Below are 12929 nucleotides of genomic sequence, written 5' to 3'. Positions count from 1 at the left end.
CTCATGCCTCCTCGACGAAGCGCACGGTCGCGCCCGGCGTCAGCAGCGCGGGCGGGTCGCGGTCCAGGTCGAACAGCGCGGCCCGGGTGCGGCCGATCAGCTGCCAGCCGCCGGGCGACGCGGTGGGGTAGACACCGCTGTACGGCCCGGCCAGCGCCACGGTGCCGGCCGGCACGCGGGTGCGCGGCGTCGGGCGGCGCGGCACGTGATGGCGCGGCCCGAGCCCGGTCAGGTAGGCGAAGCCGGGCGCGAACCCGCAGAACGCCACGCGGAACGCGGTGCCGGTGTGGATCGCGATCACGCCGGCCCGGTCGGTGCCCCAGAGCCGGGCGACGTCGTCCAGGTCCTCCCCGTCGTACCGCGTGGTGATCGTGATCGTGGTGTTCTGGCCGTCCGGCTCCGCGGCGGGCGTCAGGTCGCGGGGGAGCAGCCGGAACACCCGGTCCGGATCGGGGACGCCGTCGAGCAGCACGGTGCGCGCGGCCGGCACGATGTCGGCCGCGGTCAGGTCGCCGCGCTCGCGCAGGCCGGTGAGCAGCTCGTACGCGGCCGAGACCGCCTCGGTGCCGGGCAGCTCGATCAGGATGGCGGACGGTCCGGCCCGGCGCACCTGCATGATCACGCTCCTCTATCCGTTACACCATCTTCATATTGGAGAATTGCTCAATCGTTCTACGATTTTCTACAGTGTGGCATACGGCACACGCATCCGCGATCCCCGTAGGGAGCCCGCCATGACGACCCGCAACCCGAAGGAAGCCCGCCGCGTCATCATCGCCAGCCTGGTCGGCACCTCACTGGAGTGGTACGACTTCTTCCTGTATGCCTCGGCCGCCGCGCTCGTCTTCGGCCGGCTCTTCTTCCCGAGCTTCGAGCCGCTCACCGGCACCCTGCTCGCCTTCACGACGTACGCGGTGGGTTTCGTCGCCCGCCCGCTCGGCGGCATCGTCTTCGGCCACTTCGGGGACCGCGTCGGCCGCAAGGGGGTGCTGGTCGCCACGCTGATCCTGATGGGCGGCGCCACCTTTCTCATCGGGCTGCTTCCGACGTACGCCACCATCGGCGTCGCCGCGCCCGTCCTCCTTGTGTCCCTGCGATTCCTGCAGGGGCTCGGGCTCGGCGGGGAGTGGGGCGGCGCGGTGGTGATGTCGCTGGAGCACGGCGACCCCGCGCGCCGCGGCCTCTCCGCGTCCTGGCCCCAGGTCGGCGTGCCGGCCGGCAACCTGCTCGCCTCCGGCGTGCTGTGGCTGCTCTCCGCGGTGCTGCCCGAGGAGGCGTTCCTCGGCTGGGGCTGGCGCATCCCGTTCCTGCTGTCCGGGCTGCTGGTGCTGGTCGGGCTCTGGATTCGCGTCTCGGTCACCGAGTCGCCCGCGTTCGCCGCGGTGGAGCGGCAGGGCGCGAAGGCCCGCCTGCCGCTGGTCGAGGTGCTGCGCCTGCATCCGCGCGGCCTGCTGGTCGCCATGGCCGCCCGGATCGGCACCGACGTCGCGTTCTACACGTTCAGCCTGTACGTGCTGACCTACGTCACCGGCACGGTCGGGCTGCCGCGCACCGTGGCGCTGACCGGCGTGCTGGTCGCGTCCGCGCTGCAACTGGCGCTGATCCCGCTGTTCGGCGGGCTCTCCGACCGGGTCGGCCGCCGCCCGGTCTACGCGTGCGGCGCGGTGCTCGGCGCGGTGTGGGCGTTCGCGTTCTTCCCGCTGCTGGACACCGGCAACACACTGATCATCGTGCTGACCGTGGTGGTCGCACTGGCCACCCACGCGATCATGTACGGCCCGCAGGCGGCGTTCGTCGCCGAGCTGTTCTCCACCCGGCTGCGCTATTCCGGCGCGTCGATGGGATACCAGATCGCCGGCATCTTCGGCGGCGCGCTCGCGCCGATCATCGCGATCCAGCTGGTCCGGTCCACCGGCGGCGCGCTGGCGGTCTCCGCCTACGTGGCCGCGTGCCTGCTGCTCACGCTGGTCGCGCTGGCCTTCGCGCCGGAGACCTCGCGGCTGTCCACGCTGGACGACGAGCCCGCCCCGGCGGCGGCCGCGTCCTGAGGCACGGCCGTCTCCGCGCCGGTCAGGCCGCGATCGTGACCGGCGCGGGGCGGCGGCGGGCGGCCGGGACGACCAGCGGCGTGCCCGACTCCGGGTCGGGGACCACGCGGCACGGCAGGCCGAAGACGTCGTGCACCAGGTCGGCCGTGATGATGTCGGCCGGGGCGCCCTGCGCCACGATGGCGCCGTCCCGCATGGCGATCAGGTGGGTGGCGTACCGGCAGGCCTGGTTGAGGTCGTGCAGCACCGCCACCATGGTGCGGCCGGCCTCCTGCAGGTCGGCGCAGAGGTCGAGCACCTCGATCTGGTGCGTGATGTCCAGGAACGTGGTCGGCTCGTCCAGCAGCAGGATGTCGGTCTGCTGGGCCAGCGCCATCGCCAGCCACACGCGCTGTCGCTGGCCGCCGGAGAGCTCGTCGACCACGCGGCCGGCCAGCTCGGCGACGCCGGTCGCGGCCATCGCCTCGCCCACCACCCGCTCGTCCTCGCGGGACCACTGGCGCAGCAGGCGCTGGTGCGGGAACCGGCCGCGGCCGACCAGGTCCGCGACCGTGATGCCGTCCGGCGCGATCGAGGTCTGCGGGAGCAGGCCGAGGCGGCGGGCCACCTCCTTGGCCGGGTACGACCCGATGCCCTTGCCGTCCAGCAGCACCGTGCCGGTCTTCGGCCTGAGCATGCGGGAGAGCGCGCGGAGCAGCGTGGACTTGCCGCACGCGTTCGGCCCGACGATCACGGTGAACGAGTTGTCCGGGATCTCGACGCTGAGCCCGGTGGCGACCGTGCGCGCGTCGTACGCCAGCGTCAGCCCTTCGGCGCGCAGTCTGCTCACGGTCAGCCTCCCGGATGGCGAATCAGGTGAGGCTAGCCTAACAAGGCGATCAACCGCGTCGGCGGAGGACCGCGATCAGGCGCCGCGCGTCCGTCGACGGGGAGAGTGTGACCAACTCCCAGCCGTACGCGTCGAGGTGCTCCACCGCGGCCATCAGCCGCGCCAGCCGCTCCGGCTCGGTGCTCCCGTCGGACAGCACCGCCAGGTGCTTGTAGTGGTAGAACCGCAGGTCCGCGCGCCCCTCCAGCACCGCGCCGACCGACACCTGCCGGGTCTGGACGATCTCCTCGGGGGACTGCCGGCTCGCCATGGTCCACACCGTATCGGCCGGCGATCACGATCAGAAGCCGGCGCCGGTACGGACGGCCGCAGCCGGTGCTGCCCCGCTCCCTCGCGGGGAACGGGGCACCACCGGTGGAGGGGGCACTCAGTCGTTGAGGCCGACCGGGGTGCGGTCGCCGGTGTAGATCGCCACGACCTCGTCGGCGTCGTCGATCTCGTCCTCGACCGGGCGCTCCGCCAGCGACCGGCGCGCGGCGACACTCACCGCGAAACCGGCCACCACGCCGATCACGGCCGCTCCCGCGATCAGCGTCCACGGCAGAGCCGGGCGCCGACCGGCGAGCGCGTCCAGTGCGGCCTGAGCGCGGTACTTGGCCTCGCTCGTGGCCGCGCCGATCGTGCCGGCCGCGGAGCTCACCGTGGAGCTCATCGTGCTCCGGGTGCTGCCGGCCAGGTCTCCGGCCGACTCCACCGTGTGCTTGAGGTAGTCCCAGGCCTGCTGGGTCGCCCTCTCGGTCTTGCTCTTGCGGTGAAGCAGGTTGGTTCCCATGAAGCTCTACCTCCTCCAGGTCCGTGCCGGCCACCAGAGAAAGCGGCGCCCGTGCAACATCTTTTCGAGCCCTGCGGTGGTGGTGCCCCCCGATCGGGGGGTGCAAACCCGTCCGCGCCGATTCGCCCGCGCCGGGACGCCGGGGTGTGCGCCGTCACGAATGCGCAGGTCTGCGGCGGGCGGCGGAGCCGGCCGGGATACGGTGATCGTCGGTTCCGGTCGCCGCACCCTTGGCCGCCGGACGCCGCCGCGCGCCGGGTACCCCGATCGGGTACCCCCGCGGCGGGTCCGGGCCGGTGGATCACCTGGTGACCGACCCGATCGGGTGAGTATCCCGCGCGAGGAATTTTCGCGGCGCCTGCTAAATGGGACGGTGGACGCCAGGCGTCCCTTGCTAACCTCTGTCACCGTCCGTCACGCTGGGAACCCTTCTTCGACCTGTCGCTCAGGTTCCACACAGGCGGAGTTGGTTCGCTGTCGCTAAGGTGGTGCGGGTCGCGGGCCCGGACGGGGTCGAGCCCGCGGAGATGTGATGCTTTACATGCAATATGGGCGTTTTTCCTGATTTGGCGTGGGGTTAGGGGCGTCATGCCGGTGAAAATGCCATGCGCGGCAGGGGCTAGCGACCGGGCTTCGTGGCGGAATACGCTCGGTCGCGGCCCGCGTACTGAAGAACCCCTTGTCAGATCGGGTGTGGGTGGAGGTGCTCGCGTGAGCCTGTCGATCGTCACGACCATGCTCCCCAATGATGTCGTCGAGATCGCTCCGCGCGGAGAAATCGATGTAGACACGGCACACGAGATCCGCGAAGCGGTCTCGGCGGTGCTCACCAAGGGGCGCCCGTCCCGCATCGAGCTGAACATGCGACTGGTCAGTTTCATCGACTCGGTCGGGATCAGCGCGCTCGTCTCGGGCTTCCAGGCTGCGGAGGTGACCGGCTGCAAGCTGGCCGTCACGCAGCCCAGCAGGTTCGTCCACCGGCAGCTCTGGGTAACCGGGCTGCTCGGTCTGTTCGGGGCGCCGGAGCCGTACTTCGCGGACGCGGCGCCCGAGGCTCCCGCCGGCGCCTGACCGCGCCGGCACCGAAAGGAGTCTTGCCCGGCATCCACCACTGCGGAAGAGTCCATGCGTGGCCTCCTCGCAGCCGGGTGCCGGGCGGACCCTGCGGATGGGCACCGCCCTCGCCCGCCGATACGTGCTGATCGGTCCCGTCGCCTGGGGCGGCGTCTCCACCGTCTACCACGCGATCGACACCTGGCACGGGCGCGCGACCGCGGTCAAGGTCCTCGCCTCCGGTGACCCGTGGGTGCGCGAGTGCGTGCGCCGCGAGGCCCGGATCACCGATCGGCTCCGCCACCCCGGCGTCCCGCGCGTCTACGACTACGGCGACGCCGGCCTGGCCGACGGCCGCACCGTGCCGTACGTGGCGATGGAGCTGCTCACCGGCGTCTCACTGGCCGGGCGGGTGGCCGGCGGAGCGCTGCCCTGGCGCGAGGCCGTCCGGATCGTCGCCACCGTCACGGACGTGCTCGCCGCCGCGCACCGGCGCGGCGTGGTGCACCGCGACCTCAACCCGTCGAACGTCATGCTCACCTCGCACGGCATCAAGATCGTCGACTTCGGCCTGGCCGCGCTGATCGAGCCGGACGGGGAGCGGCGCGCCCGGCTCGGCCCGCCGCCGTCCCCGGCCGACGACGTCTACGCCGCCGGCGTGCTGCTCTACCAGTTGCTGACCGGCCGCTCGCCGTACCCGGCGGCCCGGCCCGGCGCGCTGCTCGCCGGGCCGATGCACGGGCTCGCGCCCACGCCGGTGCTGCCGATCGACGGCCTGCCGTGCGCGGTCGCGGAGGCCTGCCGGTGGAGCATGCGCAAGCGGCCCGCGGAACGGCCCACGGCCGCGGAGTTCGCGGTGACGCTGTGGTGCGCGCTCACGGCAGCGCCAGCTCCACCGACCGGTCGTCGTCCACGGAGGTGAGCGGCGTGACCGTGGCGAATCCGTCCGCCAGCAGCGCCAGGTCGGTGCCGGGCGCGGCCCGCTCCTGGCTGATCCGCATCCCGGTGCGCAGGTAACCCTCGCCGGACTCCTCCAGCGCCACGGACACCTGGCCGAAGCCGGCCGGCGCGGCGCGGCGTACCCCCTTGAGCTCCTCCGCCGGCACGTCCGGGACGTTGAGGTTGAGCACGCTGCCGGCCGGCAGCCCGGTCAGCGTGGCCAGCAGGTTCACCGCGGCGGTGGCCGCGGTGTCCCAGTGCCGCCGGTCGTCGCCCACCTCGCTGAGCGCCTGGAGCGAGCCGCCGTCGACCAGCGGCGAGACCACGTCCAGCGAGACCGCGATCGCGCTCAGGCCGCCGGACGCCGCGGTCAGCGCCGCGCCGACCGTGCCGGAGTGCAGCACCGCGTGGCCCGCGTTCGCGCCCCGGTTCGGGCCGGAGAGCACCACGTCCGGCGCCCGGCCGAAGGCGTCGCGCAGCGCCAGGACCACGATGAACGCGGGCGAGGCGGCCACACCGTAGGCCGGCACGTCCGGCAACTCGTCGAAGGTGTGCGGCTCGACCACGATCTGGCCGTCGTCGTTCGGCGCGGCGATCAGCGCCGCGCTGTACCCGCTGTGCTCCGTGCGCGGCGCGGCCACGACCACCTCGTGGCCCGCCTTCACCGCCGCCGCTGCCAGCGACCGGAGCCCGATCGCGTCGATCCCGTCGTCGTTCGTGATGAGAACCCGCATGGTCGTATTGTCACCGCGGAGCGGCCCGCCTAACCCGTCCCCACGGCTTGAACACGGAGAGCGCGATCAGGAAGATCAGCAGCGCGCCGGAGACGCCCGGCGCCACCACCATGTTCAGCCGGTCCTCCCGGGCCAGCTCCGCGCCCGACTCGGCGGCCTGCCGCAGACCCGGCGTGAGCAGCAGGTATACCAGCCCGAGCATCACGGTGGTGACGATCAACTTGACCGTCACCCACCAGTGCGTGAGCAGCCCCCACGGCGTGAGCACCGCGTTCGCCACGCCGATCAGCCAGATCGCGACGGTGAGCGGCAGCAGCAGCCAGTCGCCGATCAGCGCGGCGACCGGGTAGAGCCCGTCCGGGGCCCGGCCGGACAGCGCCGCGGCGCCCAGCACCACCAGCACCAGATCCGCGCCGAGCCAGCTGACCGAGGTCGCCACGTGCGCGGTCAGCAGCGTCTTCCGCGCGCGCCTGTTCAGTGTGTTCATGACCCGGATCATCCCGGGGTACGGCGGGCGGCCGCGTCATCCCGGGGACGACGTCATCCGTACGACGGCGGGCGCAACCGCGCCCCGCTGGCCCTTAGGGGCACCCGGGCATACGATGATGAACGTCGATGGATTCGGGAGCCGGGCAGCGTCCTCGCCGATCACCCCGCCGCGCCCGCGGCGGCCCCCCGGAAGGATCCTCCCTTGGCTTCACCACGTCTCCTCCTCGCCGCGCTCCCGGCGGCCCTGCTCGCGGCCGCGGCCGCGGTGGCCGTCGCACCCGCCGCCGGCGCGGCCACGGCCTGCGAGACCGCGGTGCTCTGCGACGACTTCGAGTCGCAGACCGGCACCGTGCCGTCCGGCGCCTGGACCGTCACGTCCCAGGACTGCTCCGGCACCGGCACCGCGACCGTGGACACCACGGTCGCGCACAGCGGCACCCGATCGATCAGGGTGGCCGGCGCGGCCGGCTACTGCAACCACGTGTTCGTGCGCGCCGCGCCGGACCTGAGCGGCGCGCGGTTCGGCCGCTTCTGGGTCCGGCACACCACGCCGCTGCCGGCCGCGCACGTGACCTTCCTGGCCATGCGCGACACCAACGACGGCAACCGGGACCTGCGAATGGGCGGGCAGAACGCGGCGTTGCAGTGGAACCGGCAGTCCGACGACGCCACGCTGCCCGAGCAGAGCCCGGTCGGCGTGGCGCTCAGCCGCCCGCTGCCGGTGAACGTCTGGACCTGCGTCGAGTTCGCCGTCGACGGCGCCGCGGGCACGCTCACCACCTGGGTGGACGGCACCGAGGTGACCGGCCTGCGGGTGGATGGCGAGCCGACGCCGGACGTGGACCGGCAGTGGCTGACCAAGACGTGGCGGCCGGCGCTGACCGACTTCCGGCTCGGCTGGGAGAGCTACGGCGAGGGTGCCGACACGCTGTGGTATGACGACGTGGCGCTCGGTAGCGCCCGGATCGGCTGCTGACCGCGCCTCACCAGGAGCTGGGGCCGCAGGGCGTCGGGGTCTGCGGCTCCAGCTGGAGCGTGGCGTGGTCGATGTGGAAGTCGTGGTGCAGCGCCTCCCGGGCCGTGGTCAGCACCATCGCCGCCTCGGCGGCCGGGTCCAGGCGCAGGTGCGCGCTGGCCACGTCCATCCCGGAGGTGAGCGTCCAGACGTGCAGGTCGTGCACGTCGCACACGCCCGGGACCGCGGCCAGCCTGGTGCGCACCGCGCTCACGTCCAGGTGCGGCGGCGCCGCCTGCACCAGGATGCGCAGCGCGGCCATGCCCAGCTTCCAGGTGCGCGGCACGATAAGCACCGCGACCGCCACCGCGACCAGCGGGTCCGCGTACCACCAGCCGGTGGCGGAGATGATCAGTGCGGCCACGATCACGCCGACGGACGAGAACAGGTCGCCGAGCACCTCCAGGTACGCGCCGCGCACGTTGATGCTCTCCTTCGCGCCGGACCGCAGCAGCGCGAACGCGACCAGGTTGACCAGCAGGCCGCCGACCGCGACCAGCAGCATCGGCCCGGTGGCGACCTCGTGCGGCGCGCCGAGCCGGCGCACCGCCTCGATCAGCACGTAGACCGCGACGCCGGTGAGCAGCACCGCGTTCGCCAGCGCGGCCAGCACCTCCAGCCGGTACAGCCCGAACGTGTGCCGGTCGCCGCCGGTCGCCTTGGCCGCCGCGGTCATCGCGGCCAGCGCCATGCCGATGCCGAGCACGTCGGTGAACATGTGGCCGGCGTCGGAGAGCAGCGCCAGCGACCCGCTCAGGACCGCCACCACCGCCTCCACCAGCAGGAATCCGGCGAGCAGTGCGACGGCGGTCCACAGCCTGCCGCGGTGTCGCCGGCCGGTCTCGGCCAGCGCGTGTCCGTGGTCGTGTCCCGCTCCCACGAGCTACACCTTCCGTCGTCCCGCACTCACGTACGCAATATATGTTCGTATTGCTATGTATGCAAAGATGGGACTGGGAATCGCTGTCGACACGCGCGTGGCACCCGCCGGGCCCGACGGGTGCCACGCGCGCGGCGGTCACGGCTTCCGGATGGAGACCGCGGTGTAGGTCGTCTCCGGCGTGGGCGGCGTGGTGAACCGCGCGTTCGGGAACCACAGGCGGTCGCCGTAGGAGGCCACCGTGGCCGGCACGTCGAAGCTCGGGTCCGTGACGCGGGTGACCACCCGGCCGGAGGTGCCGTCGCGGGAGACGCGGACCACCGCCACCTCGTTGCGCCGGTTCTGCACCGCGTAGAGCGTGCGGCCCTCCAGCAGCAGGCCGTCGCCGTTGACCAGCGTCTCGCCGCCCAGGTCGACCGCGACCGCGGCGCCGGTGCGCGGGTCCACCCGGTACAGCACGCCGGTGGGGGAGTGCACCACCAGCAGCGCGCGGCGGTCCGGCGTGAGCGTGATCCCGTTGGCGTTGACACCGCCGGGCGTGAACGTGATGCCGGTCAGCGGCAGCGAGGTGGCGGACGCGGGCAGCTCGCCGCGCCGGCCGAGGGTCAGCCGGTAGAGCACCGGGTTGTACGAGTCGGTGAACCAGGCGCCGTCGCCGGTCAGCACCACGTCGTTGACGAACGCGCCGGCGGCGGCGAGCCGGTAGGACTTCAGCACCCGGCCCGAGCGGGCGTCGATGACGCGCGCGTCGCCGCCGGTGCCGCCGGCGACGAACAGCCGGTTCCGGTCGTCGAGCTTCAGGCCGAGCGACGGCGTGCCGGGGCCCTCGCTGAAGACCTCGCCCTCGCCGGTACGCAGGCTGGCGCGGTAGATCGACCCGCTGACCCGGGAGCCGAAGTAGGCGTACGGGCGGTCACCGATCGCGATGCCCTCGGGCTGCCAGCCGGCCGGCAGGTCGATGGTGGTGACGGTGCGCCCGCCGTGGGCGTGCGCGGCGCCGGGCGCGACGAGCGCGGCCGCGGGGACGGCGGCGGCGAGCGAGAGAACGGTACGGCGTTGCATGTTTCAACTCCATCCATGGACGTCTCTGATCCGTACCGAATCATGCCCCGCCCGCCCGGTTCCCGCAGCTGATCGGCTATTTGGCGGTTCAACGTTGAGAGGCCACACTTGGCGCCGTGCCGCCTGTTGATCATCAGATGCGATTCCCGCTGCTCCGCACCGCGCTCGCCGGCCTGAGGATGCACTGGGTCCGGCTGCTGATGACCGCGGCCGCGATCGTGGTCGGCGTGAGCTTCCTCGCCGGCTCGCTGGTCTACGGCGACACCGCGCGCGCCGCGTTCTACGACGACCTGGCGAAATCGTCCCGGAACGTGGACGTGGTGGTCCAGTCCGGCTGGAGCCTGCTCGACCGCGACACGCTGGACCGGGTGCGCGCGGTCGACGGCGTCGCCGCCGCGGACGGCAGGGTCATCGCGAACCTGGGCATGCTCGGCGCGGACGGCAAACTGCTGATCACCAGCGGGCACGTCGGCTACGGCATCTCCGTCCCCACCTCCCCGGGCCTGTCGCGCTTCGACGTGGCGGAGGGGCGCGTACCGGAGCGGACCGGCGAGATCGCGGTGGAGCGGCAGACCGCCGAGCAGCAGGGCTTCACGCTCGGCGGCGTGGTGCGGCTGGTCGGCCCCGACGGCGCGCCGGTCGACTTCACCCTGGTCGGCGTGCTCGACCTGGGCGTCAACAAGCTCTTCGGCGGCGCGTCCGTCGGCGCGCTCACCGACGCCGACCTGCTCCGGATCACCAACACGAACCGGTACACCCAGGTGGTGGCCACCGCGGCGCCCGGCGTCAGCCAGGAGGAACTGCGCGCGCGGGTCCGCGCGGCGGTGCCGGGCGGCTGGACCATGACCGGCGACGAACTCGCCGCGGAGCTGGCCACCGAGGCCGCCAAGTACGTGGACGGCTTCCTCTCCGTACTGATCGGGTTCGGCCTGGTCGCGCTGACCGTCTCCGGGTTCGTCATCTACAACACGTTCGCGGTGCTGGCCGCGCAGCGCGCCCGGGAACTCGCGCTGCTGCGCTGCGTCGGCGCGTCCCGCCCGCAGGTGCTCGGCACGGTGCTGATCGAGGCGTCCGTGCTCGGCGTGCTCGCCTCGCTCGGCGGCGTGCTGGCCAGCCTGGTGGTCGGCTGGGGCCTGCTCCTCTCCCGCGAACTGGTCGCCACCTCGATCCCGGACCACCCGCTGGTGCTGCGCTGGCCGACCGTACTGGTCGCGGTCGGCTTCGGCACCGCGCTGACGCTGCTCGGCGCGCTGGTGCCGGCGGTCGCGGCGAGCCGGGTGCCGCCGCTGACCGCGCTGCGCGACGCGGGCACGCGCGAGCACCGGGAGACCGGGCGGCGCGCCCGCGCGGTGGCCTGCGCGGTGCCCGCCGGGCTCGGGCTGCTGATCGCGCTGGCCGGGCTGGGGCTGGACTTCGCCGGGCTGCCGCTGGTGCTGGGCGGCGCGATGCTGATCTTCCTGGGCATGGTGGCCGGCGCACCACTGGTGATCGGGCGGGTGATCCGGGCGCTGGGCGCGCTACCGGCCCGGGTGTTCGGCGTGCCGGTGCGGCTGGCCACGCTGAACGCGTACCGGAACCCGCGCCGCGTGGCGGCCACCACGAGCGCGCTGATGATCGGTGTGACGCTGATGTCGCTGTTCAGCGTGCTGCTGGCCACCGCGCGCGACCAGGCCGGGCGGGAACTCACCGAGAACTTCCCGGTCGACTTCGTGCTGACGCCCAAGCGGGTGAACGTGGACGGGCCGGTCACCGCGGCGGACGGCGTACCGCGGGCCGCGATCGACGCGCTCGCCGCGCGGCCGGAGCTGGCCACGGTGGCGCCGGCCCGGCTGGCGTCCCGGGAGACCGACCCGGACTTCCACGGCGACGGCGCGGTGTGGGCCACCTCGGGCGAGGTGCGGCCCGAGGTCAAGGAGGGCGACCTGGGCGCGCTGACGGTCGGCACCGCGGCCGTGCAGCGCGACTACGCCACCGCGCGCGGGGCCGGGCTGGGCGATCGGCTCACGCTCCCGGGCGGCGGCACGGTCAGGATCATCGCGCTGTACGACGACGCGCCGCTGGACGCCTCGGTCATGCTCTCCTGGGACGGGTTCACCGCCGCGTACGGGGCGGGGCAGCCGAACCGGGTGCTGATCGACGTGGCCGCCGGCACGACCACCGACGCGGCGCGCCGGGTGGTGGACGCGGCGCTGGCCGGATATCCCCTCGTGCAGGTGGAGAGCGCGGCGGACCAGGCCGAGTCGCTCTCCGCGTCACTGGACGAGCTGCTGGCCATCTTCGCCGCGCTGCTCGGCATGTCCGTGCTGATCGCGCTGTTCGGGATCGGCAACACGCTGTCGCTGTCCGTCTTCGAGCGCACCCGCGAGTCCGCGACGCTGCGCGCGCTCGGCCTGACCCGCGCGCAGCTGCGCGCCACGCTGCTGAGCGAGGCCGCACTGATGGCGCTGGTCGGCGCGCTGACCGGCGTGGTCTTCGGCGCCGCCACCGGCTGGGCCGCGTCGCTCGGGCTGATCAGCGCGTACGGGAGTGGAGCACCGGTCCTGCCGGTCGGCCAGCTAGCCCTGTTCGCGCTGGTCGCGACGCTGTCCGCGCTGGTCGCGGCCGTGCTCCCGGCCCGGCGGGCGGCGCGCGCGTCCGTGGTGTCTGCGCTCTCCGACGCTTGATCCTTCAATCGTCCGGTCAATAAACCGTTGATCAGTGGAACAAAAAATCTACCGTACCGGGGCTAGATATTTGCCTGCGGCGGATCTAGTCTTTGTCTAGAAAGCTCGCTGGTGATGACCGAGAGCATGACGAGCGGGCAAGAGGCGCCGGATGCGCTCCCCGTGTCGCCGACAGGCGAGGGCGTTCACGCGTTCCGGCTCCGGAGGCCGAGTTGGTAAGGAGGGCTACGACATATCCCAGGTATTCGAAGCAATCCCGTCCCCAACCGACAAAGGGGTGGTCGCCACGAGCGCTGCCTTTGCCGACCTCGGTCGGCTCACGAGATTCGGGTAGTTTCTCCATCGCCGGGTCGCGGCCCGTTCCGCAACCGGAATGCACCGCAAT

13 protein-coding genes are annotated in these 12929 nt (G+C 72.9%); 5 read left to right on the top strand and 8 right to left on the bottom strand.

Annotated features, from left to right (window positions below; genetic code table 11):
* Window position 1: 1 nt before the first annotated feature.
* Window positions 2-616, bottom strand: a complete 615-nt coding sequence (locus tag J2S41_RS26135; RefSeq protein WP_310371404.1) for a 5-oxoprolinase subunit B family protein — start codon at window positions 614-616, stop codon at window positions 2-4.
* A gap of 118 nt (window positions 617-734) precedes the next feature.
* Here J2S41_RS26135 and J2S41_RS26130 point away from each other — a divergent pair, with 118 nt between their 5' ends.
* On the top strand, window positions 735-2048 hold the full coding sequence (locus J2S41_RS26130; RefSeq protein ID WP_310371402.1) for an MFS transporter: 1314 nt from the start codon (window positions 735-737) through the stop codon (window positions 2046-2048).
* 22 nt (window positions 2049-2070) lie between these two features.
* On the opposite strand, the gene J2S41_RS26125 is transcribed toward J2S41_RS26130, so the two are convergent.
* The 3 genes from J2S41_RS26125 to J2S41_RS26115 all read right to left on the bottom strand — a co-directional run bounded on the left by J2S41_RS26125 (window position 2071) and on the right by J2S41_RS26115 (window position 3709).
* On the bottom strand, window positions 2071-2877 hold the full coding sequence (locus J2S41_RS26125; protein ID WP_310371400.1) for an ABC transporter ATP-binding protein: 807 nt from the start codon (window positions 2875-2877) through the stop codon (window positions 2071-2073).
* Between the two features lie 49 nt (window positions 2878-2926).
* A complete protein-coding gene (locus J2S41_RS26120) occupies window positions 2927-3187 on the bottom strand; it encodes a transcriptional regulator (RefSeq protein ID WP_310371398.1) in 261 nt (86 codons plus the stop codon).
* 117 nt (window positions 3188-3304) lie between these two features.
* The gene (locus J2S41_RS26115; protein ID WP_310371396.1) at window positions 3305-3709 is read right to left on the bottom strand and encodes a hypothetical protein; all 405 of its coding nucleotides are present in this window, start codon (window positions 3707-3709) and stop codon (window positions 3305-3307) included.
* Window positions 3710-4420: 711 nt separating this feature from the next.
* On the opposite strand from J2S41_RS26115, the gene J2S41_RS26110 reads away from it, so the two are divergent.
* Both J2S41_RS26110 and J2S41_RS26105 read left to right on the top strand, forming a co-directional pair.
* A complete protein-coding gene (locus J2S41_RS26110; RefSeq protein ID WP_306826585.1) occupies window positions 4421-4780 on the top strand; it encodes an STAS domain-containing protein in 360 nt (119 codons plus the stop codon).
* Between the two features lie 58 nt (window positions 4781-4838).
* Window positions 4839-5684: a serine/threonine-protein kinase gene (locus J2S41_RS26105; protein ID WP_310371394.1), complete on the top strand. Its 846-nt coding sequence runs from the start codon at window positions 4839-4841 to the stop codon at window positions 5682-5684.
* Here J2S41_RS26105 and surE read toward each other — a convergent pair.
* Together surE and J2S41_RS26095 are read right to left on the bottom strand one after the other, a co-directional pair.
* Window positions 5638-6435, bottom strand: a complete 798-nt coding sequence (surE, locus tag J2S41_RS26100; RefSeq protein WP_310371392.1) for a 5'/3'-nucleotidase SurE — start codon at window positions 6433-6435, stop codon at window positions 5638-5640. The genes J2S41_RS26105 and surE overlap by 47 nt on opposite strands.
* A gap of 10 nt (window positions 6436-6445) precedes the next feature.
* Window positions 6446-6922, bottom strand: coding sequence for a hypothetical protein (locus J2S41_RS26095; RefSeq protein WP_310371390.1), 477 nt, complete (start codon window positions 6920-6922; stop codon window positions 6446-6448).
* Window positions 6923-7126: 204 nt separating this feature from the next.
* Between J2S41_RS26095 and J2S41_RS26090 the strand changes: the two genes are divergently transcribed.
* Window positions 7127-7900, top strand: coding sequence for a hypothetical protein (locus tag J2S41_RS26090; RefSeq protein WP_310371388.1), 774 nt, complete (start codon window positions 7127-7129; stop codon window positions 7898-7900).
* 7 nt (window positions 7901-7907) lie between these two features.
* Here the strand turns inward: J2S41_RS26090 and J2S41_RS26085 are convergent, their stop codons facing one another.
* Both J2S41_RS26085 and J2S41_RS26080 read right to left on the bottom strand, forming a co-directional pair.
* Window positions 7908-8819: a cation diffusion facilitator family transporter gene (locus J2S41_RS26085; RefSeq protein ID WP_310371386.1), complete on the bottom strand. Its 912-nt coding sequence runs from the start codon at window positions 8817-8819 to the stop codon at window positions 7908-7910.
* A 138-nt stretch (window positions 8820-8957) separates the two neighbouring features.
* Window positions 8958-9881, bottom strand: a complete 924-nt coding sequence (locus tag J2S41_RS26080) for an SMP-30/gluconolactonase/LRE family protein (RefSeq protein ID WP_310371384.1) — start codon at window positions 9879-9881, stop codon at window positions 8958-8960.
* A gap of 137 nt (window positions 9882-10018) precedes the next feature.
* Between J2S41_RS26080 and J2S41_RS26075 the strand changes: the two genes are divergently transcribed.
* Window positions 10019-12544, top strand: coding sequence for an ABC transporter permease (locus tag J2S41_RS26075; protein ID WP_310371383.1), 2526 nt, complete (start codon window positions 10019-10021; stop codon window positions 12542-12544).
* Window positions 12545-12929: the final 385 nt, after the last annotated feature.

This window comes from Catenuloplanes atrovinosus, from assembly GCF_031458235.1.
Taxonomy (GTDB): Bacteria; Actinomycetota; Actinomycetes; order Mycobacteriales; family Micromonosporaceae; genus Catenuloplanes; species Catenuloplanes atrovinosus.
The sequence above is the reverse complement of the archived record's forward strand: the minus strand, read 5'-3'. Positions and strand labels throughout refer to the sequence as shown.